This window comes from Bradyrhizobium sp. SZCCHNS3052, assembly GCF_032484495.1.
Classification (GTDB): Bacteria; Pseudomonadota; Alphaproteobacteria; order Rhizobiales; family Xanthobacteraceae; genus Bradyrhizobium.
This window is the reverse complement of record NZ_JAUETB010000011.1, coordinates 40533-62523: the sequence shown is the minus strand read 5'-3', so window position 1 is coordinate 62523 and position 21991 is coordinate 40533. Positions and strand designations below refer to the sequence as shown.

The 21991-nt window shown below is 66.6% G+C and carries 21 protein-coding genes; 10 read left to right on the top strand and 11 right to left on the bottom strand.

From position 1 onward, the window contains the following. Position 1: 1 nt before the first annotated feature. The 4 genes from QX073_RS27000 to glgA all read left to right on the top strand — a co-directional run bounded on the left by QX073_RS27000 (position 2) and on the right by glgA (position 5471). A complete protein-coding gene (locus QX073_RS27000; RefSeq protein WP_316185484.1) occupies positions 2-1651 on the top strand; it encodes an FGGY-family carbohydrate kinase in 1650 nt (549 codons plus the stop codon). Beyond that, positions 1651-2598 carry a carbohydrate kinase gene (locus tag QX073_RS26995; protein ID WP_316185482.1) on the top strand — a complete coding sequence of 316 codons (948 nt, stop codon included), beginning with the start codon at positions 1651-1653 and terminating at the stop codon, positions 2596-2598. The genes QX073_RS27000 and QX073_RS26995 overlap by 1 nt, the downstream gene beginning before the upstream one ends. Before the next feature lie 144 nt (positions 2599-2742). Continuing rightward, positions 2743-4008, top strand: coding sequence for a glucose-1-phosphate adenylyltransferase (glgC, locus tag QX073_RS26990; RefSeq protein ID WP_316175700.1), 1266 nt, complete (start codon positions 2743-2745; stop codon positions 4006-4008). Further along, on the top strand, positions 4005-5471 hold the full coding sequence (glgA, locus tag QX073_RS26985) for a glycogen synthase GlgA (RefSeq protein ID WP_316185479.1): 1467 nt from the start codon (positions 4005-4007) through the stop codon (positions 5469-5471). Before glgC ends, glgA begins: the two co-directional genes overlap by 4 nt. A 26-nt stretch (positions 5472-5497) precedes the next feature. Here the strand turns inward: glgA and QX073_RS26980 are convergent, their stop codons facing one another. Further along, complete coding sequence (locus QX073_RS26980; protein ID WP_316226667.1) at positions 5498-6535, bottom strand: zinc-dependent alcohol dehydrogenase family protein; 1038 nt, start codon at positions 6533-6535, stop codon at positions 5498-5500. 255 nt (positions 6536-6790) lie between these two features. Here QX073_RS26980 and QX073_RS26975 point away from each other — a divergent pair, with 255 nt between their 5' ends. Continuing rightward, the gene (locus QX073_RS26975) at positions 6791-8263 is read left to right on the top strand and encodes a D-aminoacylase (RefSeq protein ID WP_316165547.1); all 1473 of its coding nucleotides are present in this window, start codon (positions 6791-6793) and stop codon (positions 8261-8263) included. A 5-nt stretch (positions 8264-8268) separates the two neighbouring features. Here QX073_RS26975 and QX073_RS26970 read toward each other — a convergent pair whose 3' ends face one another. The 4 genes from QX073_RS26970 to QX073_RS26955 form a co-directional block, all read right to left on the bottom strand. Then, positions 8269-9291: a caspase family protein gene (locus tag QX073_RS26970; RefSeq protein ID WP_315716330.1), complete on the bottom strand. Its 1023-nt coding sequence runs from the start codon at positions 9289-9291 to the stop codon at positions 8269-8271. Beyond that, entirely contained in the window at positions 9180-9608 is a 429-nt protein-coding gene (locus QX073_RS26965) for a hypothetical protein (RefSeq protein ID WP_315716329.1), read from the bottom strand. The genes QX073_RS26970 and QX073_RS26965 overlap by 112 nt, the downstream gene beginning before the upstream one ends. A 94-nt stretch (positions 9609-9702) precedes the next feature. Beyond that, entirely contained in the window at positions 9703-10173 is a 471-nt protein-coding gene (locus QX073_RS26960) for a hypothetical protein (RefSeq protein WP_316226666.1), read from the bottom strand. Positions 10174-10192: 19 nt separating this feature from the next. After that, the gene (locus QX073_RS26955; RefSeq protein WP_315716327.1) at positions 10193-10654 is read right to left on the bottom strand and encodes a DUF1843 domain-containing protein; all 462 of its coding nucleotides are present in this window, start codon (positions 10652-10654) and stop codon (positions 10193-10195) included. A gap of 79 nt (positions 10655-10733) precedes the next feature. Here QX073_RS26955 and QX073_RS26950 point away from each other — a divergent pair, with 79 nt between their 5' ends. Both QX073_RS26950 and QX073_RS26945 read left to right on the top strand, forming a co-directional pair. Continuing rightward, entirely contained in the window at positions 10734-12206 is a 1473-nt protein-coding gene (locus tag QX073_RS26950) for a radical SAM/SPASM domain-containing protein (RefSeq protein ID WP_316202938.1), read from the top strand. 112 nt (positions 12207-12318) lie between these two features. Beyond that, on the top strand, positions 12319-12777 hold the full coding sequence (locus tag QX073_RS26945; RefSeq protein WP_315716325.1) for a hypothetical protein: 459 nt from the start codon (positions 12319-12321) through the stop codon (positions 12775-12777). A gap of 360 nt (positions 12778-13137) precedes the next feature. Here the strand turns inward: QX073_RS26945 and QX073_RS26940 are convergent, their stop codons facing one another. Genes QX073_RS26940 through QX073_RS26930 form a run of 3 tightly spaced genes read right to left on the bottom strand, consistent with a single transcriptional unit; the run spans position 13138 to position 15821 of the window. Then, positions 13138-13887: a CoA-transferase gene (locus tag QX073_RS26940; protein ID WP_315716324.1), complete on the bottom strand. Its 750-nt coding sequence runs from the start codon at positions 13885-13887 to the stop codon at positions 13138-13140. After that, on the bottom strand, positions 13884-14702 hold the full coding sequence (locus QX073_RS26935; RefSeq protein ID WP_316226665.1) for a CoA transferase subunit A: 819 nt from the start codon (positions 14700-14702) through the stop codon (positions 13884-13886). The genes QX073_RS26940 and QX073_RS26935 overlap by 4 nt, the downstream gene beginning before the upstream one ends. A 57-nt stretch (positions 14703-14759) precedes the next feature. Then, complete coding sequence (locus QX073_RS26930) at positions 14760-15821, bottom strand: LacI family DNA-binding transcriptional regulator (protein ID WP_316226664.1); 1062 nt, start codon at positions 15819-15821, stop codon at positions 14760-14762. Between the two features lie 122 nt (positions 15822-15943). Here QX073_RS26930 and QX073_RS26925 point away from each other — a divergent pair, with 122 nt between their 5' ends. After that, positions 15944-17245: a Xaa-Pro peptidase family protein gene (locus QX073_RS26925; protein ID WP_315826546.1), complete on the top strand. Its 1302-nt coding sequence runs from the start codon at positions 15944-15946 to the stop codon at positions 17243-17245. A 155-nt stretch (positions 17246-17400) separates the two neighbouring features. Beyond that, positions 17401-18366, top strand: a complete 966-nt coding sequence (locus QX073_RS26920; RefSeq protein WP_315716320.1) for an NAD(P)-dependent oxidoreductase — start codon at positions 17401-17403, stop codon at positions 18364-18366. 6 nt (positions 18367-18372) lie between these two features. On the opposite strand, the gene QX073_RS26915 is transcribed toward QX073_RS26920, so the two are convergent. The 3 genes from QX073_RS26915 to QX073_RS26905 form a co-directional block, all read right to left on the bottom strand. Continuing rightward, the gene (locus QX073_RS26915; protein ID WP_316226663.1) at positions 18373-19686 is read right to left on the bottom strand and encodes a tetratricopeptide repeat protein; all 1314 of its coding nucleotides are present in this window, start codon (positions 19684-19686) and stop codon (positions 18373-18375) included. 1 nt (position 19687) lies between these two features. Next, complete coding sequence (locus tag QX073_RS26910) at positions 19688-20698, bottom strand: aldo/keto reductase (protein ID WP_316226662.1); 1011 nt, start codon at positions 20696-20698, stop codon at positions 19688-19690. Between the two features lie 158 nt (positions 20699-20856). Continuing rightward, positions 20857-21279 carry a PaaI family thioesterase gene (locus QX073_RS26905; RefSeq protein ID WP_315716316.1) on the bottom strand — a complete coding sequence of 141 codons (423 nt, stop codon included), beginning with the start codon at positions 21277-21279 and terminating at the stop codon, positions 20857-20859. An 80-nt stretch (positions 21280-21359) separates the two neighbouring features. Here QX073_RS26905 and QX073_RS26900 point away from each other — a divergent pair, with 80 nt between their 5' ends. Then, the gene (locus tag QX073_RS26900) at positions 21360-21989 is read left to right on the top strand and encodes a CoA pyrophosphatase (RefSeq protein ID WP_315751410.1); all 630 of its coding nucleotides are present in this window, start codon (positions 21360-21362) and stop codon (positions 21987-21989) included. The last annotated feature ends 2 nt before the right edge of the window (positions 21990-21991 follow it).

Genomic DNA, 21991 nt, shown 5'->3' with positions numbered 1-21991 from the left:
CATGCGGCAGGCGTTCATCGGTGTCGATGTCGGCACAACCAGCACGCGCGCCGGGATTTTTGACGGCAACGGCCGGCTGCTTGCCGCGGCGCGGCATCCGATCCAGACTTGGCACGAGGCCGGCGATGTCGTCGAGCAGTCGTCCGACGACATCTGGCGTGCGTGCTGCGCGTCGGTCAAAGCCGCGCTAGCGGAAGCCGCGATCGCGCCGGAGCTGATCAAGGGGATCGGCTTCGATGCCACCTGCTCGCTGGTGGTGCTGGACCGCCAGGGCGCGCCGGTCACCGTCAGCGGCTCCGGCGACGCCGGCCGCAATGTCATCGTGTGGATGGATCATCGCGCTCTGGCCGAGGCCCGCGACATCAATGCGACCCAAGACGAGGTGCTGCGCTATGTCGGCGGCTCGATCTCGCCGGAGATGGAGATGCCGAAGCTGCTGTGGCTGAAGCGGCATCTGCGCCAGAGTTTCGATGCGGCCGGCCATTTCTTCGATCTCGCCGACTTCCTCACCTGGCGTGCGTCAGGCTCTCTGGCGCGCTCGATGTGCACCGTCACCTGCAAATGGAATTATCTGGCGCACGAGACGCGCTGGAGCGCGGCCTTCTTTCGCCGTATCGGGCTGGAGGATTTCGTCCGCGAGGATTACGCGCGGATCGGCACCGAGATCGTCGCGCCCGGTACGCCGCTCGGCCGTGGGCTGTCGCAGGACGCGGCCGAACAACTCGGGCTCGTCGCGGGTACGCCGGTCGGAGCCGCGCTGATCGATGCCCATGCCGGCGGCATCGGCGCCATCGGTGGCCGCGCGGCTGACGGCGGGGAGGTCGATGTCTGCGACCGGCTCGCCTACATCATGGGGACTTCGGCCTGCATCATGGCGACGACACGGGTGCCGTCCTTCGTGTCCGGCGTGTGGGGACCGTATTATCAGGGCATGGTGCCTGGGTTCTGGCTCAACGAGGGTGGCCAGTCTGCCGCGGGGGCGGCGATCGATCATCTGCTGCGCTCGCACCCGGCCGCGGCCGAGGCGACCGCTGCGGCGCGCGCGGAAGGGCTCGACCTGATCACCCTGCTCGAAAAACGGATCATGGCGCGGGTGCCGAATGCCGGCAGCGCGGCGCTGCTGGCGCGTGATCTTCACATTCTCCCGGAATTTCTCGGCAACCGCTCGCCTTATGCCGACCCGGACTCGCGCGCCGTCATTGCCGGCCTCGATCTCGATGCCGACGTCTCCGCGATGGAGCGGCTGTTCATGGCCGGGTTGTGCGGGCTCGCCTATGGCCTTGCCGACGTCATCGATGCCTTCGCCGCCAACGGTGTTACCAGCCGGACGCTGGTCATGGCGGGTGGCGCCTCACGCAGCCCGCTGGTACGCCAGATCATGGCAGATACGACCGGGATGGCGGTGGCGCTGCCGGGCACCCAGGAGCCGGTGCTGCTCGGTGCGGCCATGCTCGGCGCGGTCGCCAGCGGCGCTTTCCGCTCGATCGGCGATACGATGGCCTCGATGTCCTCGCTCGGGCGTCTCAGCGACCCGACCGATCCGAACATCGCGGCCTTCCATCGCCGCAAGCGGCGCATCCACGGCATGCTGCGGACGCTTGATCGCGAGAGCCGTTCCGTGATGCATGGTGCCGATGAGGAGGCACGCTGATGATCCTGAGCTGCGGCGACGCGCTGATCGATTTCGTCCCGGCCAGATTGGCCGACGGGCGCGATGCCTTGCGGCCAGTGGTCGGCGGCTCCTGCCTGAACGTCGCCGTCGGCGTAGCGCGGCTCGGCGCGCCCACGGGCTTCGTCGGTGGCATCTCGACCGACCTGTTCGGCACCATGATCGCGGCGCATGCCCAAGGCTCGAACGTCGACCTCGGCTACGCCACGCGCAGCCCGGACCAGACCACGCTCGCTTTCGTGCGCCATGTCGGCAGCGAGGCGCAGTATGCCTTCTACGACGCCGAGACCGCCGCGCGGAAGTGGACGTTCCGCCCAGGCAGTATTGCCTTTGCAGACATCGACGCCATCCATGTCGGATCGACCACGCTGATCCACGATCTCGGTGCCGCGGAGACCCGTGCACTGATCGCCGCCACGCAGGGCGCGGTGACGATCTCCTTCGACCCGAACTGCCGTCCGAATCTGGTGACTGATAAGGCCGGCTACCGCGCTGACATGGATGGGTTCGCCGTGAGCGCCGACCTGATCAAGATGTCGGATGTCGATTTCGACTATCTGCATGGCCACGACGACTACGCTGCGCGGGCGGACGCGCTGCTGGCGCGCGGCACCAGCCTGGTCGTCGTCACGCGGGGTCCCAAGGGGGCGCTCGGCTGGCATGCGCAGGCCGGCGCGGTCGAGGTCGCGGTCCCCGCGATCGAGGTGGTCGATACGATCGGCGCCGGCGACTCCTTCCAGGCGGGGCTGTTGTTCGCGCTGCGCAAGCTCGGCCGCATTGACCGGGAGGCCCTGAGAGGATTGAGCCAGACCGAAATGCGCAAGGCGCTCGCCTTTGCCGCAGCCTGTGCGGCCGTCACCTGCACCCGCGAGGGCGCCGACCCGCCGCGCTGGGACGACGTGGCTGCAACCTGGGATCGCCTGGGCTGAAGCTCCCCATTGCACTCGTCATTGGGAACTGGTTGGCTGTTCCCCCGTCATATGTGAGTACCGGACGAGGAAGCGCGATCGCGAGACTCCTCTGCCCGGGCCGCGGAAATCTTGACGCGACAAAGAGTTGCAGGGAGGAGAACCATGGCACCCGCCGCACGGACCGAGCCGCTGTCCCGTCACGCGCTGGCCTTCGTGTTGGCTGGCGGACGCGGCAGCCGGCTGCTGGAGCTGACCGACCGGCGCGCCAAGCCCGCCGTCTATTTCGGCGGCAAGTCGCGCATCATCGATTTCGCGCTGTCGAACGCCGTCAATTCCGGCATCCGGCGCATCGCCGTGGCGACACAGTACAAGGCGCACAGCCTGATCCGCCATCTGCAGATGGGCTGGAACTTCTTCCGCCCCGAGCGCAACGAGAGCTTCGACATCCTGCCGGCGAGCCAGCGCGTCTCCGAGACGATGTGGTACGTCGGCACGGCCGACGCCGTGTACCAGAACATCGACATTCTCGAGACCTACAACACGAAATACATCGTCGTGCTGGCCGGCGACCACATCTACAAGATGGACTACGAGCTGATGCTGCAGCAGCATGTCGACCAGCGCGCCGACGTCACCGTCGGCTGCCTGGAGATGCCGCGCGAGGAATCCTCAGGCTTCGGCGTCATGCACATCAATGAGGACGACACGATCCGCGACTTCATCGAGAAGCCGGCCGATCCGCCGCCGATGCCGGGCAAGCCCGACAAGTCGCTCGCGAGCATGGGCATCTACGTGTTCGACGCCAAATTCCTGTTCGAGGAGCTGAAGCGCGACGCAGCGGACCCGAATTCCAACCATGATTTCGGCCGCGACATCATTCCCTACATCGTCAGAAACGGCCGCGCCGTGGCGCACCAGTTCTCGCGCTCCTGTGTCCGCGCCGCCCACGATCAGGGCAGCTACTGGCGCGACGTCGGAACGGTGGACGCCTATTGGGCGGCCAATCTGGATCTGACGGACGTCGTGCCCGAGCTCGATCTCTACGATCGCTCCTGGCCGCTCTGGACCTATTCTGAGATCACGCCGCCGGCCAAGTTCGTTCACGACACGGACGGCCGCCGCGGGGAGGCGACCTGCTCGCTGGTCTCAGGCGGCTGCATCGTCTCCGGCGCCCAGGTGCAGCGCTCGCTGCTGTTCACCGGTGCTCATCTGCATTCCTATGCCAAGCTGCAGAACGCGGTGCTGTTGCCCTACGTCAACGTCGCGCGCCATGCGCGCCTGACCAACGTGGTGGTCGATCGCGGCGTGCAGATTCCGGAGGGGCTGGTGGTCGGCGAAGATCCGGAATTCGACGCCAAGCGGTTCAGGACCACGGAGAACGGCGTGACCTTGATTACCCAGCCGATGATCGACGGGCTCAATTCATGACGCCACTGCGCGTTCTGTCGGTTGCGTCGGAGGTCTATCCCATCGTCAAGACGGGCGGCCTCGCCGATGTCGTCGGCGCCCTGCCGTGGGCGCTGATGGCGGAGGATGTCGAGGTCCGCACGCTGATTCCCGGCTATCCCGCAGTCATGAAGGCGCTGGAGCAGGCCAGCGAGATCAGCTCGCTGCCGAACTTCTTCGGCGGCAACGCCCGGCTGCTCGGCGGCAGCCATGGCGCGCTCGACCTGTTCGTGCTCGACGCACCGCATCTCTACGACCGCGAGGGCAACCCCTATCTGGGGCCCGACGGCAAGGACTGGCCGGACAATGCGTTCCGCTTCGCGGCACTGGCCCGCGCGGCGTCCTATATCGGCCTCGGCGCGGTGCCGGCTTTCGTGCCCGATGTCGTCCACGGCCACGACTGGCAGGCTGGGCTGGTGCCGGCCTATCTGCTGTACAGCCACCGGCCGCATCCCGGCACGGTCGTGACCGTGCACAATCTGGCGTTCCAGGGCCGCTTTCCGCGCCACTTCCTGCCACCGCTCGGCCTGCCGCCGGAATCCTTCTCGATCTACGGCCTCGAATATTACGGCGACATCAGCTTCCTCAAGGCGGGTCTGCAGTTCGCCGACAAGATCACGACGGTGTCGCCGACCTATGCGCGGGAAATCCAGAGCGACGAGCAGGGCATGGGCCTCGGCGGCCTGCTGCGTCAGCGTGCGTCGGACCTCGTCGGCATCCTCAACGGCATCGACACGGCGGTGTGGGATCCCGGCAGCGATCCGGCGATCGCCTCGCATTTCGGCATCGACCGGATCGAGGCGCGGGCGCCCAACAAGGCCGCGCTGCAGACGCGCATGGGCCTGCAGGTGGCGCCGGAGACGTTCCTGCTCGGCGTCGTCAGCCGGTTGACCTCGCAGAAGGGGCTCGACCTGCTGCTGTCCTGCCTGCCGACCTTGACCAGTAGCGGCATCCAGCTGGCGCTGCTCGGCGACGGCGAGGCCGAGCTGCGCGACGCGTTCCGTGCCGCGGCCGCGAACGATCCCGGAAAGATCGGCGTCGTCATCGGCTACGACGAGGACTTGGCGCATCTCATCCAGGCCGGCTGCGATGCGCTGGTGGTGCCGTCGCGGTTCGAGCCGTGCGGGCTGACGCAGCTCTGCGCCCTGCGTTACGGTGCGCTGCCGATCGTCACTGCGGTGGGCGGTCTCGCCGACACCGTCATTGACGAGACCGAGGCCGGCGTCGCCGCAACCGGGTTCAAGTGCGCGTCCGTGACAGCGGAGGCGCTCGATCAGACCCTGCGCCGCGCCGCTGCGGCCTTTTACGCCGCGCGCAGCAACGCCTCGAACTGGACCCGCATGCAGCTCAATGCGATGCTGACCGACGTCTCCTGGCGCCACCGCGCCGGCCGTTACGCCGAACTCTACCGGCAGATCGTCGCGCAGCGGCGTCCGGCAGGCTGAGCGCCGCGGCGTACGGGTCGGGAGGCCTATGCCTCGATGAGAACCTTCAACGCATGGGTTTTGGCCGCGGCGCCGAACGTCTCGTAGGCATCGAGGATCTGATCAAGCCTGAAGCGATGGGTGATCAGCCGCTTCGGTTCGAGCTTGCGCGACTGCACCGTCTTCAGCAGCATCGGCGTCGTCACCGTATCGACCAGCCGCGTCGTGATCGCGATGTTGCGGTCCCACAGCTTCTCCAGATGCAGGTCGGCCTTGACCCCATGCACGCCGACATTGGCAATGGTGCCGCCGGGGGCGATGATGTCCTCGCAGGTCACGAACGTGGCGGGCATGCCGACTGCCTCGATCGCCGTGTCGACGCCGCGGCCATTCGTCAGCGCCAGGACCTTCTCGACGGCCTTGCCGTCGGCGTTGTTGACGACGCTGGTGGCGCCGAAGCGGGTGGCGACCTCGAGCCGGCTGTCGTCGAGGTCGATCATGATGATCTCGGCCGGCGAATAGAACTGTGCCGTCAGCAGCGCCGCCAATCCGATCGGGCCGGCGCCGACGATCGCCACCGCCGATCCCGGCTCGACCTTGCCGTTGAGCACGCCGCATTCGAAACCGGTCGGCAGGATGTCGCTCAACATCACCAGCGCATCCTCCTCGGTCCCAGGCGGCACGTGGTAGAGGCTGGTGTCGGCGTGAGGCGTGCGAACATACTCCGCCTGCGTGCCGTCGATCTTGTTGCCGAGGATCCAGCCGCCATGGCGGCAATGCGAATACATGCCGCGCCGGCAATAGTCGCAGGTTCCGCAGGCCGAGATGCAGGAGATGATGACGTGGTCGCCCGGCTTGAACGCGCGCACGGCGCTGCCAACCGCGTCGACCACGCCGACGCCCTCGTGGCCGAGAATGCGGCCCGGTGTACATGTCGGCACGTCACCCTTGAGAATGTGAAGGTCGGTGCCGCAGATCGTCGTCTTCAGGATTTTGACCACCGCATCGCCAGGCTCGATGATGGTCGGCTTCGGGCGCTCGTCGAGAGATTTCTGGCCGGGACCATGATAGACCAGGGCTTTCATGACGTACCTCCGCAGGTTGCTTCCCGGAGGATGGATGGCGCCAGAGAGGTCGCGCGCCGTTGAGGCGTATCAATCCTGGCCAGAGTCCCTATCACTATCGTGTGTCCCGGGTGGCCAGGACGAAAGGCGACGGCGGACGCGCGTCGCGCCTCCAATGCAGTCCAGCCCGGCTCGGATCACATGCGCATCGCTCTGGACGCATCGGTGCGGCTCGCGGATAGTCTCCCGGCTTCCTACAATTCCGCGTGAGATTTCATGACCGACAACCAGCCTTCGTCCGAGTCCTTCGACCTGATCATCCGCGGCGGCACCGTCATCGACGGCACACGTGCGCCACGCTTCGAGGCGGATGTCGGCATCAAGGACGGCCGCATCGTCGCCATCGGCGGGCTTGACGGCCGGCGAGCCACGCGGGAGATCGACGCCACCGGCCTCATCGTTGCGCCGGGCTTCATCGACTCCCACACCCATGACGACAGCGCCGTGCTGGTCGATCCCGACATGACCTGCAAGGTCTCGCAGGGGGTGACCTCCGTCGTGACCGGCAATTGCGGCGTCAGCATCGCGCCGCTGAAGCCGGGCTCGCCGCGGCCGATGCCGCTCGGCTTGCTATCGCCAAGCGAGGGACAGGTGGTCGAGTATGCCGCGTTCGCCGACTACGTCGCCGCGCTGCGCACGGCGCCCGCGGCGGTCAACGTGGCGCCCATGGTCGGCCACACCGCGCTGCGTGCGTCGGTCGTGAGCGACCTCGGCCGGGCCGCGACGGACGTGGAGATCGCCGAGATGCGCGCGCATGTGCAGGAGGCGCTCGACGCCGGCGCCATCGGCGTCTCGACCGGGACGTTCTATCCGCCGGCGGAGGCGGCGCCGACCGAGGAGATCATCGAGGTGTGCCGTCCGCTCACAGGCAGCGGCGGCGTCTATGCCACGCATATGCGCAACGAGGCGAACGAGGTGATCCAGTCGCTGGAGGAGAGCTTTGCCATCGGCAAGGCGCTCGACGTCCAGGTCGTGATCTCGCATCACAAGGTGGTGGGGCCAGCGAATTTCGGCCGCACCAGGGAGACGCTGCCGCTGATCACGAAGGCGATGAGCTGCCAATGCGTCGCACTCGACTGCTATCCCTACAACGCCTCGTCGACCATGCTGCACACCGACCCGGCCAAGCTGCAGGTCAAGGTCGTCGTCGCGGCCTCCGGACCCCATCCGGAAATGGCGGGTCGGGATCTCGCCGACATCGCCGCGGGCTGGGGCGTCGACCGGCTCGAAGCCGCCAAGCGGCTGCAGCCGGCGTCGGCGATCTACTTCGCGATGGACGAGGCCGACGTGCAGACCATCCTCGCCTTCGAGCCGACCATGATCGGCTCCGACGGGCTGCCGTTCGGCGAGCGTCCGCATCCGCGGCTCTGGGGCACGTTCCCGCGCGTGCTCGGCTACTACTGCCGCGAGCTCGAGCTGTTCTCGCTGGAGACCGCGGTGTGGAAGATGAGCGGACTGACCGCGCGGAATTTCGGCGTCGAGGGACGCGGCACGATCGCGGTCGGCAACCATGCCGACATCACGATCTTCGATGCCGCCAGCGTCCGGGACAGCGCGACCTATGATGCCCCCTGCGTGCCGGCCGCCGGCATCGAGGCCGTCATCGTCAATGGCGCGCTGACCTGGTGGCAGGGCACGCACCAGAAGGCGCGTGCGGGGCAGGTGATCACGCGCGGATCACGGCAGTGATCTAGCTAGATCGTGAACGGGCGCTGGCTGTCGTACTCACGATCTTCCTTGCCGGTCCTGTAATGGTTCGGCGATTGCGTCGGCAGCATCTTGCGCTGAATCTGAAGGTGGAAATCGTTGTAGTTGCCCTTGAATTGACCGTTCGCCCAGACCAGCAGCAGCGCCGCGGTGAAGACGCTGTTGATGGCGCCATCGAATGACACCTGATTGTCCTGGCAGCCCGAGATCAGACGGATGCTGGCCTTGGCGACATCGCTCGACTCCGCACCCGGCGCGCCCTTCGCGGCCCGGCCGATGGCTTCATAAAATGCGCGGTTTTGCTCATACGTACGAAGGGCGATATCCTGCGGCAAGAACTTGGGCGCATAGCTGATCCCTTTCGTCGCGGCCCTGCCGGCCACGGCGATATCCAAATTCCCGGCGAAGCCGGCGGCCTGCGCCATCTCGTAGTAGCTCACCTTGGCCACAGTGCCGCTATGGCAGGAATCGGAGAGAATCAGAACACGAACGCCATCGGCGATCGCGCCGTACACGCGATAGAGTTCATCATCGATCATCTGTCCGTCATAGAGGCACCAGGTCTCATCGAGTGCGTCGATCTCGTCACCATCGAGGTCCGGAACCTGGCTGCCGTGGCCCGAATAGGTCAGCAGCAGAATGTCTCCGCTGTTCAAGTCGCGGGCGGCCATCGTCAGCATGTCGGTCACGGCGCCGCGCGTGGCCTGCTCGCTGAGCAGAATGCCGGTCCGATAGCCCGCCGTCTTCGCAATCGCCTCCATCGCGCGCGCATCATTCTCACAGGCGTTCAGCTTGCCGTCCCACCCAGCATAGTGCTTCGGATCCAGCCGATTGAGACCGATATGCAGCGAAATGCCCTTGGCCATTTCCGTCCCCCTGATGTCTCGGCTCGCAAACATCAAGCCGGCGGTTCGAGCCGATTGCCGCTTTCCGTGACCACCCAGGCGCAGACCGCGCAGATCGCATCGCCGTAGTCGCCGTGCCAACGGCAGTTCGCGCGGATCGAACACCGCGGCAGCGCCACGGTCCGCTCATTCGGCAAGAGCTCCAGCCCGTGCTCGTTCAGGATCTTGGCGACGCCACAGCGCTTGCCGTCCCACTTTCCGCAGTCGCGCGCGAGGCACGGCGACGAGAAGCGGAAGCGCTGTTCCGGCGGACGTCCCTGCCGGGCGATCGCGACGAAGGCGGCGTCGACCTCGAAGCGCTCGGGAATGAAATCGATCCGGCCCTCGGCATTGACGATGCCGAGCAGCGTGTTGCCGTCGGCGCAGCGCGAACTCGGGCACATCGGCACCGACTTCGGCTTCACGGATGCTGCATCGGACATCGCCTGAACGCCTCTCGATTAGCTCTCGCCTCGCCCGGCTTGCTTGGTCTGGACATCGCCGTGATCCGAACGTGTGCCGGGCATTCGACCGCACTCAGGGATTATCCAGCTTCGGTCGATAGACAGCTCCGTAAATGTGGGAGCCAGGTCCCGCTCCGAACGCCTTGATCTGCGACAGCTGCGTCGCAACCATGTCGCCGCGCGTATCGAGCTTTGCGATTTCAGCCGTCACCGCCTTCTGAATGGCTTGCTCGATCTCAGACTTCAACTGGCCGGAGAGCGGACCGCCATCGATCTGAGCGACGAAGCGCTCCATCTCCGGCGCGGGCGCCGCCTTGTCGCCTCCACGCTTCGCAATCTCAGCGTCCAAAGCGGCCAGCGCCGCAACAAGATCACCCTGGACGCCGACGATCTGGCGCGCATGGTCGCGCAACGACACCAGATCGTCGATGGATGCGGGCCCTTTGACGGCCGCCGCCAACGCGTTGCCAATGGCAACGCCATAGACCATGATTGCTCCACCGGCGAAGGATGCGATTCCGCCAGCTGTACTCTTCTCGGTCATGATGTCGCCCTCCAGACCTTCAAGGCGCTGACTGAAGATCGATCGTGGCGATCAGACCCGCAGTGGCGCCGCCGTGCGTTCCCCCGAACGATTGGATTTGAGACAACGCCGTGATCTTCAGGTCGCCGCCGCTGTCGTGAGCGGCAATGGCAGCCTTCACCGCATTATTGACGGCCTGCTCGATGCTCTGTCTCGCCTGTGGCTCGATCGGAAGGCCGGTGATCTGCACGGTGAAGCGTTCGGATGGCACCACCTCGGCAGGCGCCGCGCCCTTGGCGGCCGCCTGTCCGCCGCGCTTGACGATTTCCTCGTCGAGCGCGTTCACCGCAGAAACCAGATCGCCTTGAGCGTCGACGATCGCCTTCGCGTGCGAGCGCAATGTGACCAACTCGTCCAGAGTGATACCGCCACTTGCGAGCGCATTGCCGATCGCAAGGCCGTACAGAGGCACCACTCCGCCTGGAACGCCTTCCTTCGCCAAATTCGCCTCCCTCGTCCTCTATACAATCTAAGGTTAGTATTTTACGATACCAATCGTCAACGATGTCGCGGCAAATTTCATGTTCTCTCGTGTACCCCACGCCGATACCGAGATGCCGGTCCGATCAATCCCTTCCGGCGGCTTGCCTACCGCTCAACCGCGCTATGTGGTCTGGGAGATCACGCTCCTCTGCAACCTGAAGTGCAGCCATTGCGGGTCCCGGGCCGGCGCACCTCGCAATGACGAGCTGACCACCGCGGAATGCATCGCTCTGATTGGCGAACTTGCGCGCGCTGGCACCAAGGAGATCGTTCTGATCGGCGGCGAAGCTTACCTCCGCCCCGATTGGCTGGTCCTCGTCGAGGAGATCACTCGCAACGGCATTGTCTGCGGCCTGCAGACCGGCGCCCGGGCACTCACGGAAGCGAAGATCGAAGCAGCCGCGCGCGCCGGACTCAAGACCGTCGGCGTTTCCATCGACGGCCCGGCCGCTACACATGATCGGCTCCGCGGTATCAAGGGCAGCCACGGCCAAGCGGTGGCCGCGATCCGGAACGCGCGAAAGCATGGGCTGATGGCGACCGCCAACTCGCAGGTCAATCGTCTTACCCTGGGCGGCCTGCGCGACATTTTCGATACGATCATCGACGCCGGGGCCTCCGCCTGGCAGATTCAGCTCACCGTGCCCATGGGCAATGCGGCCGATGCTCCATCCTTGCTGCTGCAGCCCTTCGATCTCGCTGCGCTGATGCCGGAGCTGTTTGCACTGTTCGAAGAGGGCCTCGATCGCGGCCTGCAGCTTATGCCCGGTAACAACATCGGGTATTTTGGCCCATACGAAGCGGCTTGGCGCAGTATCTCCGGACGATTCGAATACTACGGCGGCTGCCAGGCCGGACGGGCTGGCCTGGGAATCGAGGCTGACGGCGCCATCAAGGGCTGCCCGTCGCTCCCTACGGCCGCCTATGTCGGCGGCAATATCCGCGATCGATCATTTACCGACATCTGGAACGACAGCGCCGAACTGCGTTTCATGCGCGATCTCGACGAGAGCCGCGGGCGCCGCTGGGGGTTCTGCGCCAAGTGCTACTACGGTCCGATGTGCCGCGCCGGGTGCAGTTGGACCACGCACGTGCTGTCGGGACGGCCTGGCAACAATCCGTTCTGCCACTACCGGGTATTGCGGCTGGCCGAACGCGGCTGGCGCGAGGTGATCGTGCAGCGGACGAGGCCATCGGGACGACAGCCGTTCGACCATGGCTGCTTCGACATCATGATCGAGGACGCCCACGGCGGCCGATACGGCCAGGAAGTGTACGCGAGCGACGAGTTCCAGGATCTCGCGCCTGACGCGGCGGCGAGGCTGGACCAGCTGCTGCTCTGCGAGTCCTGCAAGCACTTCTTCTATCAGGGAGAGCCGGAATGCCCGCATTGCCACGCAGGCGCGGACGCAACGAACAGTGCCGATGATCACGTGCGGGTCGTGCAACGCGTCATGCAGCACCACAACGAGATCGAACAAATCCTGCGCCGTATCGCGGCGCCCGCCTGACCGAAGGGCGCCTCCGCAGGTTGAGCGGAGTCGTTCGTCGGTACCTGCGGCCGCGGGAAGGCGCTGGCGAAAGTCGTCTGGTCCAATCAAACCCAACCGAGGAGAGTATCCCATGAATGCAAATGAAGACGTCAGAGCCGCGCTGGCGAACATTCCCGTGTCCTGGCTGCACATGCCGGCTCTGGCGTTCGCGGAAGCAGGAGCAGCGGGCGCGAAGGAATTCGGTCCGAAGATCGCGCCCGCCGTGCTGGCGCTCGGCGCTGCAGCCGCAGGAGCGATCATCGGTGGTGGCCTGCAACTCACGCACCAATACCTTCACGACAGCAAAGCCGGACCTGTATCGTATCAGGGCATCGACAAGGTGATCTGCACGGCGACCTTCGCCGAGATCGAAGCAGCCGCAACGCGCATCTACCAGGAGTCCGCCCAGGCCAAGGACGGCAATGCGCTGCAGCAGATCATCGATACTGCGGCAGGCGCGAAGTTCGTTCCGGCGCTGGCGCCCGTTGCCGGAGCGGCGGCGGCCTTCATTGCCGGTGTCTATGCCGGTGCTGCGGCGGCACGTCACTGATCAACGGTGAAACTGATCAACGCTGAAGGCGGCGCGCGGCTTGCCCGTGCGCCGGTTTCACCGGCGCGGGGCATCGCATGATGCCGACCGAGTCGACGGGCGGCTTTGGCCCCCCGGGCATCGTGGACGGCGCGTGCGCCAGACCCGCCGCTACCAGTGGCGGCAAACCGTTCCGGTCGCAGCATAGCTCCGCGGAATGGCGATGGGCCTGAGTTTTCTTACTCGTTCGTCCATTTGAGCCTTGGCGGATTTGCCGAGTTCAAAATGCCCGCCCCGCGGCGCGCGGTGGCCTATCCATCCAATTGGCGATCCAATTTTGGCGTCGGCACCAGCATGGACAGGCGTAGCCTGGATCGCTAGCTAAGCCGCTGCAGCCATCGCGCGCGCGAATTCCGGATAGCATTCGGCGAGCTCGTCGAGGATCCGGCCGCGGATCAGCTCGACCGTCGCCCGGTCCGGCGCGGGCGTGGGCGGCACGATCTCCGGCACCGCATAATCGAATCCGGTGCGATCGCGCACGTCGTCGGCGGAGTAGCCCGGGTGCACCGAGCGCAGCCGGAAGCCGCCGCGCTCGCGGTCGAAATCGAACAGCGCCAGATTGGTCAGCAGCGCCTGCGGGCCGCCGCGCCGCTTCACCTCCGGCGTGGTCGCGGCGGCGCTGACGAAATCCACCTTCGGCACCAACACGCGCGGCGAATGCTCTTCGCGAAACAGGATCACCCGCGGAATGAGATGGTAGAGATAGGCCGAGCCGAACGAGCCCGGCCAGCGCACATCCATCCGCGGATAGTCGCCGGTGCCGACCAGGTTGATGTTGCCGCTGCCGTCGATCTGACCGCCGCCGAGAAAGAACGCGTCGACGCGGCCCTGCGCGGCGCAGTCGAACAGCTCGACGCCGCCATTGGTGAAGAAATTGTGCCGGCTCGAGCCGAGGATCGAGATGCGGACCGGCGGCTTGCCCGCTTGCGCGTTCCGTGCGCGCAGCAGCATCGCGCCGGCCGCCGGGATCGGCGACGAGGCGCCGACGGCGACATGGCGGATGCCATCGAGCAGGTCGGCGATGGTGGTGATCAGCAGCTCCTTGCGCGCGCGTTCATCGTGCATGGTCATGCCACCTCCTTGCAGCGGGTCAGAAAGGCGGAGAGATAGCTGCGAAAGCCCTCGTCGGTGCGCGCCATCGCGGCGTAGCGCGCCAGCTCGGCGCCATCGGTCTCGTATTCGTCCCACAGCGGCAGCGGCCAGGCCCCGTTCGCCGCCACCGCGATGGCATCGACATACAGCGCCGGCAGCACGCCGGCCGCCGAGTCTTCGGTCGCCATCAAATCGCGATCGACGATGCGTTCGACGGTGACCAGCGTGCGCTTCGCCGCATAGGCCATCGTCGCCAGCTCGCGGTAGCGACCGATGCGGACATTGCCGAAGCGGTCGGCTTCAGGCGCATGAAACAGCGCCACGTCGGGCGTGATCGCCGGCACCACGACCACCTTGCCGGGCTCGCCGACCGGACTGTCGATCACCTTCCAATCGGGGCGGACCTGCAGCAGATCGCTGCCGATGATGCCGGCGATCGGCATGAACGGCACGCCCTTCTGCCCGGCCAGCAGGCCGGCATGGATCGCAGGGCAGGTGGCATCGCGCAGGCGGATGCTGCCGTCGCGCACGGCCGAGACGAAGCGCGGTGCGCCGCCGGCCTCGCCGAGCGAGACGGCGCTGGTTTCCACCACCGCGGCCACGCCGGCGCCGATCAGCAGATCGGCCTGGAGGCCCGATATCGGCACGCAGACGAGATGCAGTCCGGTGAGGCCGGCCTCGATCATGGCCGCCGTCGCCGCCATCGAGACGCCGGCACGGTCGACCGGGATCGCGATCGATTGCCCCGGTGCGATGGATGCGACGAGCGCCTCTAGGCCGACAATCTCCGCCATCGGCGTATCCTCCCGTTGTTGCTCTGCCGCGCAGTGTAGCGATGCCCCGCGGACCTGTCAGTGCTCGTATGCGATCGTCGAGCCGCGGATGATGAGCTCCGGCGCCAGGACGATGTGGTCGGTCGCTGCCTCGCGCCCGGCAAGGCGGTCGAGCAGCAACCGCGCCGCGGCTTCCCCCATGTCCCGCTGGGCGATCCGCACCGTGGTCAGCGGCGGCGCGACCATGTCGACGAACGGCATGTCGTTGTGGCCGACCACGGAGACATCGCCGGGGCAGGTCAGGCCGCGCGCGGCGATCGCGTCATAGACGCCGAGCGCCAGCAGATCATTGGCGGCGACGATTGCGGTCGGGCGCGTCCGCCGCGCGAGCAGGCGCAGCGCAGCCTCGCGACCCGCCGCCCGCGTATAGGCTTCGACGGCTTCGACCGGCGCATGGCGGGCGGACAGTCCCGCGACCCTGATGCTGGCCTCGAAGCCGGCGCGGCGGTGCGCGCCGGTCGAGACGTGCTGCGGGCCCGCGACGTGACCGATGCGGCGGTGGCCGAGCGCGACGAGATGCTGGACGGCGAGACGCATGCCGGCGGCATCGTCGCTGGCTGCTGAGGGCAGGAGTCCGGCGGCATCGACGCGATTGACCAGCACCACCGGTAGCGCCGCGTCCAGGCAGTGCTTCACGACATCGTCGCGCAAGCTCACCGTCGCCAGCACCAGACCGTCGACGCCGCGGGCAATCAGCCGGTCGACCAGATCCTGCTCCGACCCCTTGCTGCCGACGTCGACGACGATCGTCGCATAGCCCTCGGCGTTGAGACGATCGGCGATGCCGGACAGCACGGGCGGGAAGCCGGGATCGGCGATATCGGGCGCGAGCACACCGATCAGGCCGCTGCGCCCGGTGCGCAGGCCCTTGGCGGCCATGTTCAGCCGATAGCCGAGCGCGTTGGCGGCGGCCTGGATCCGCTCCACGACATCGCCCGCCACCAGATGCTTCATGGCCGGGCTGAGCGCGCGCGACACCGTGGAGGGATGCACGTCGCAGCGCGCGGCGACATCCTTGATCGTCGGGCGTGAGGACGCCGTTGCGCGCGGGCTCCTTGTCGATGGCGACGTCCGTTTCATCTCCGCTCCCCGATGCCGCAGCGCAGCGACGTTTTGATCGCGCGGTACCTTGACACATTTTGCGTGCGTGCAATAAATCCGGCTCTGCAATCGATTGCAATAGCACAATGGGAAACGCCCACATGACAGCCAGCGCGCTGAAGCCGCATCTGGTCAGCCCGGAGCATCTCGATCCGCATTGGCGCTGGGGGCGGGCGATTCCGTCGCATGGCCATGTCTCGGTGGATTTCGAGCGCCGCGTCGATTTCGACAGGTTGCGGCGCTACCGACTGGCGCGGGCGCGCGCGGCGCTGAAGGCGTCGGGCTATGGTGCGCTGCTGCTGTTCGACGTCAACAACATTCGCTACGTGTCCGGCACCAAGATCGGCGAATGGGAGCGCGACAAGCTGTGCCGTTTCGCGCTGCTGGCCGGCGACGGCGAGCCGATCGTGTGGGATTTCGGTTCGGCAGCCGTCCACCATCGTCTGTTCTGCGACTGGCTGGCGCCGGAGAACTGCCGCGCCGGCATGCTCGGCATGCGCGGCACCGTGCCGCCGGCGGTCGGACTGATGAAGGCGCATGCCGAGGAGGTGATGAGCCTGTTGCGGTCGGCCGGCGTTGCCGACATGCCGGTCGGCGTCGACCTCGCCGAGACCGCGATGTTCTTCGAGCTGCAGAAGGCCGGCATGAAGGTGGTCGACGGCCAGCAGGTCATGCTGGACGCGCGCGAGATCAAGAACATCGACGAGATCATGCTGTTGAATCAGGCCGCGGCCATGGTCGACGGTGTCTATCATTCGATCTACGAACACCTGAAGCCGGGCGTGCGTGAGAACGACATCGTCGCGCTCGCCAACAAGATGCTCTATGAGATGGGCTCCGACGACGTCGAGGCGATCAATGCCATCTCCGGTGAGCGCTGCAATCCGCATCCGCACAATTTCACCGACCGCATCCTGCGTCCGGGCGACCAGGCGTTCTTCGACATCCTGCAGTCCTATCAGGGCTACCGGACCTGCTACTACCGCACTTTCAACGTCGGCCGCGCCACGCCGGCGCAGCACGACGCCTACAAGCAGTGCCGCGAATGGCTCGATCATGCGATCGCGCTGATCAAGCCGGGCGTCTCGACCGACACCGTCGCCAAGGTCTGGCCTAAGGCCGAGGAGTTCGGCTTTCCCTCGGAGATGGCCGCCTTCGGCCTGCAGTTCGGCCACGGCCTCGGGCTCGCGCTGCATGAGCGCCCGATCATCTCGCGGCTGGTCTCGCTGGACAATCCGATGGAGATCAAGACCGGCATGGTGTTCGCGCTCGAGACCTACTGTCCGGCGACCGACGGCTTCTCGGCCGCGCGGATCGAGGAGGAGGTCGTGGTCACCGACAAGGGCTGTCAGGTGATCACGCTGTTCCCGGCCGAGGAATTGCCGATCGCCAACCGCTATTGAGCGAACGAACGGTGCGACCAGGAGAGTGGTCTTCGTGTTTTCGTCATTGCGAGCGAAGCGAAGCAATCCAGGGCGGCAGCCGTGACTCTGGATTGCTTCGTCGCTTCGCTCCTCGCAATGACCGCATCCGTGATAAGTAGGACGAGGAGACGACAATGACCACGACGCATTCGCTCGGCTGGATCGGCATGGGGCGCATGGGCTATCCCATGGCCGAGCGCCTGCTCAAGGCCGGCCACAAGGTGTCGATCTACAATCGCACCCGCGCCAAGGCCGAGCCGCTGGCGGCGAAAGGGGGCGTGATCGTCGATCATCCCCGCGATCTCGCCGCGTGCGACATCGTGTTCACGATGGTGTCGACGGGCAAGGATCTCGAGCAGGTCTATTTCGGCGACAACGGCCTGGTGGCTGCCAGTTCCGGATCGCGTCCCCGGATCCTGGTGGACTGCTCCTCGATCGGCATCGAGCAGTCGGAGGCAATCGCCGCCAGGCTCGTTCGACTGGGCTGTGAGTTCGTGCGCGCGCCGGTGTCCGGCAACGGCAAATGCGTCAAGGCCGGCAAGCTGTCGTCGGTCGTCTCCGGCCCCAAGGCCGCATTCGAGGTCATCGCACCCTATCTGGCGAAGATCGCTGTCTCCGGCGTGTCCTATGTCGGCGAGGGCGAGCTCGCGCGCATCTGCAAGATCGCGCACAATGTCTTCCTCGGCGTCGTGATCCAGAACCTCGCCGAGATCACCATCCTGGCGCAGAAGGCCGGCGTGCCGCGCCATGCCTTCCTGAACTTCATGAACGCCAGCGTCATGGGCTCGACTTTCACGAAGTACAAGAGCAACGCGCTGGTCAATCTCGACTGGACCACGACCTTCACGCCGCCGCTGCTGCGCAAGGATCTCGATCTCGGCCTGTCGGCGGCGCGCCAGCTCGACGTCGCGATGCCGGTGACGGCCGCGACGCGCGAGGCATTGCAGGCCCATGTCGGCGCGGCCTCGCTGCAGGCCGATCCTGCCGCCTATCTGGAGAAGGATTTTGCGGCGCTGCTGGAGACCGTGGCGCTGGCGGCGGGCGTCAAGCTGGCGCCGGAGAACGTGCCGATGCCGACCGGGCTGGAGACCGAGGGATAATCCGGCTCAGCTCGCGGTGAGCGCCCGCCAGCGGGTGTCGCGCGCGGAGGGGCGGTGGTGCAGGCGGGCATCGAGCAGGTCTCGCGCCTGGGCCAGCGCGCCGCTGCGGATCAGTGCCAGGATGTAGGTGTCCTCGATCACCTCGCGCTGGGCGTGGCTGCCGCCGATGCGGGGGAGATCGCCGATGACGGGCGCAAGCTCGCGCGCGCATCCGCGCCAATTGTCATCGGCGAACGCACGCAGTGCCCGCAACATGTGCGGCACGATGCGCCCGGCCGGCAGCCTGCCCTCGGCCTGCCGCCGCTCGATCGCGGCAAGGCGTCCCTTGAGCGCGGCGCTGTCATGCGTTGCTGCCGCGATCATCACCAGATGCATCTCGGCGAAGGCGAGGGTCGAACCCGTGAAGCGCGTGCTCGCATAGGCCGCCGTGTCGGCCCATGCGTTGGGCGGCACCGGTTGCTCGTCAGCCATCAGCCGCCACAGCAGCGAGGCGCAGTCGGACAGGGTGTTGAGCGGCGGCGCCGAGTCCATCGTCGGCACCAGCACGTCGGTATAGACCGCCCGCGCCTTGTCGGTATCGCCCCGGTCCAGCGCGCCGAGCGCCAGGTGCCAGCAGATATGGCCATGCAGCATTCCCGTGCGGTCATAGTCGCCGATCCACCCCTCGACGAGCGAATCGGCCTCGTCCACCGCGCCGTCCTCGAACATCGCATGCAGCAGCGCATGCACGGCGTAGGCGTTGTGTCGGCGTAGCGCGAAGCTGCGCTCGGTGACGGCGCGGCCCTTCGCCAACTCGCCGGCCTCGGTCAGGGCCCAGCCATGGTTGGACATGAACCACCAGTCCTCGCCATAATCAGCGGCGAAGCGGTCGCAGAGGTCGCGGCGGGCGGCATCGTGATCGGCGCGGCCGGAGAAGGCGAGCAGGCCGAAAGCGCCGAGCGGGAGCGCCATGATCATGGCGTCCCGCGGCCAGTTCGCCAGATGCGCCAGGGTCGATGTCAGCGCGTCAGTGCTGCGTCCCTCGATGGCGAGCACCAGGGTCGCGACATGGCTCTGCTCGCGCGGGGTGCCGCGCTTGGCAGCGAGGTCGCGGGCGCGTGCGATGGTCTGCAGCGCCGCCTCGCGCTGCATGTAGATCGCGTGGATGCGGGCACGCGCCGCGTGCGCCAGCGCGAACTCCGGATCGAGCATGATCGCCCGCTCGAACGCGTCAATGGCCCCGGGCCAGAATGCGAGCAGCAGATCCATGCCCTCGCGATAGGCTGCGGCCGCGTCAGTGGAGGCGGTCGACAATGGCAGGCCGTAGCGATCCACCTCCATGTCAGCCCACCCGCGGCCTGCGGCCCTCGATCGGATAGGCCGGATCGTTGTAGCCGGGCGTCGAGGCGTGACCGGTCACGACCAGCCGGTCGATCAGCGCCTCGTCGTCGGCGACAAAGGGATAGTCGAGCGCGCGGATGTAGTCGTCCCATTGCGCCTCGGTGCGCGGACCCGCGATCACGGAGCTGATGAAGGCGGAGTTGAGCACCCAGGACACGGCGAACTGTCCCGGCGTGAAGCCCTTCGTCTCGGCGTGACGCTTGATCTCCTGCGCCAGCTTCAACGATTCGGGCCGCCACTCGGTCTGCATCATTCGCGTATCGTTGCGGCCGGCGCGGGTGTCCGTGTCCGGCGGTGCATCGGGGCTGTACTTTCCGGTGAGCACGCCGCGCGCCAGCGGGCTGTAGGGCACGACGCCGAGGCCGTAATAGCCGCAGGCCGGCAGGTGCTCGACCTCGGGCATCCGGTTCATCGCATTGTAGTACGGCTGGCTGACGATAGGACGGTCGATGCCGATGGCGTCGCAGAGATTGCAGATCTCGGCGAGCCGCCAGGCGCGGTAGTTGGAGACGCCGAAATAGCGGATCTTGCCGGCACGCATGAGATCGCCGATCGCGCGCACGGTTTCCTCGAGCGGCGTCGCGTGATCTTCCTTGTGCAGGTAGTAGATGTCGATGTGCCCGGTGCCGAGCCGCCGCAGGCTTTCGTCCGCGGCCTGCAGCACCCAGCGCCGCGACAGGCCGGCGCGGTTGGGATCGTCGCCCATCGGATTGGCGAGCTTGGTGGCGACGATCCAGCGGTCGCGCTCGCGCGCGATGGCGCGGCCGACCACCTCTTCCGAGACGCCTTTATTGTAGGCATCCGCGGTGTCGATGAAGTTGATGCCGGCGTCGCGCGCTTTGGCGATGATGCGGGCGGATGCCGGCTCGTCGGTGGGACCGCCGAACATCATCGTGCCCAGGCAGATCGGCGACACTTTCAGGCCGGAACGGCCGAGCTGGCGATAGTCCATTGATGCCTCATTCTTGCCACACGCGCGCATGGGTTTGATAGGACGATAAACCCATCAACGCGTCATTGCGAGCGCAGCGAAGCAATCCAGAGTCCTTTCCGCCACCCTGGATTGCTTCGTCGCTGCGCTCCTCGCAATGACGGCGGAGCGAGTGACCCCTATTCGCTCTTCAAGATCTTGAACACGCCCGAGGCCATCGCGATCACGCGAGGTCCGGCCGTGACCTCGGTGGTGATGAACACCAGGCTGCGGGTGATCCGCACCACATGCGGCCGCGACACCAGGGTCTCGCCGATCTTGCCGGACTCGACGAAATGCGTGTCGAACTGGATCGTCGCCATGTGCTCCTTGCCTGCGGCGTAGCGGGCCGTCATGCCGCAACTGCGGTCGGCCAGCGTCATGATCACGCCGCCCTGGACCAGGCCGCGGCGGTTGTGGTGCTTGTCCTCGGTGACGATGGCGTACTCGTGGACACCGCCGACGACCCGCTGCCACAGCGGGCCGATCAGATGCAGGAAACCGGAGGTGTCGACGATCTCCCAGCCGTCGGACGTCATCCTGGCCGCGGCCGATTTCGTCATCGCTGAAGACCCTTCCCGTTGTGGCCCGAGCCGGCCTGGAGGTCGTTTCATCTGTCGCCGGCCTGGTGTAGTCAAGCTGCATGCCGATGCCGTTCGACGATGCCACCAGGCGGAAAATCGCAAGCTGCTGCGCGGGCTTCGTGCGGTTGGAGGCGACTGCGGCGGCGGCCTCGCTGAAGCGCGCGGCGGTGGTGATCGCGCTGGCCCCCCACCACGAGACCGGCAACACGGCGCTGCTGCTCACTCTGCGTGCCGCAGGGCTGCGCAGCCATGGCGGGCAATGGGCGCTGCCGGGCGGACGCTGCGACGCCGGCGAAACGACGGTCGAGGCCGCCCTGCGCGAGCTCGCAGAGGAGCTCGGGCTGATCCTGGCGCCGGATGCGGTGCTGGGCCTGCTCGACGACTACCCGACACGGTCGGGCTATCTGATTACCCCGGTCGTGGTATGGGCGGGCGATGGCCGCACGCTGCGACCGAATCCGGACGAGGTCTCCTCGGTGCACCGGATCGGCCTGGATGCGATCACGGCGGATGACGCGTTCGACTTCACCGTGATCCCAGAGAGCACGCGGCGCGTGATCCGCTTTCACGCCCGCGAGGGCCTCATTCACGCGCCCACCGCAGCGCTGATCTATCAGTTCCGCGAGGTGCTGTCCGGCCGCGACACCCGGGTGCATGAGCTGGAACAGCCGGTGTTTGCCTGGAAGTAGCC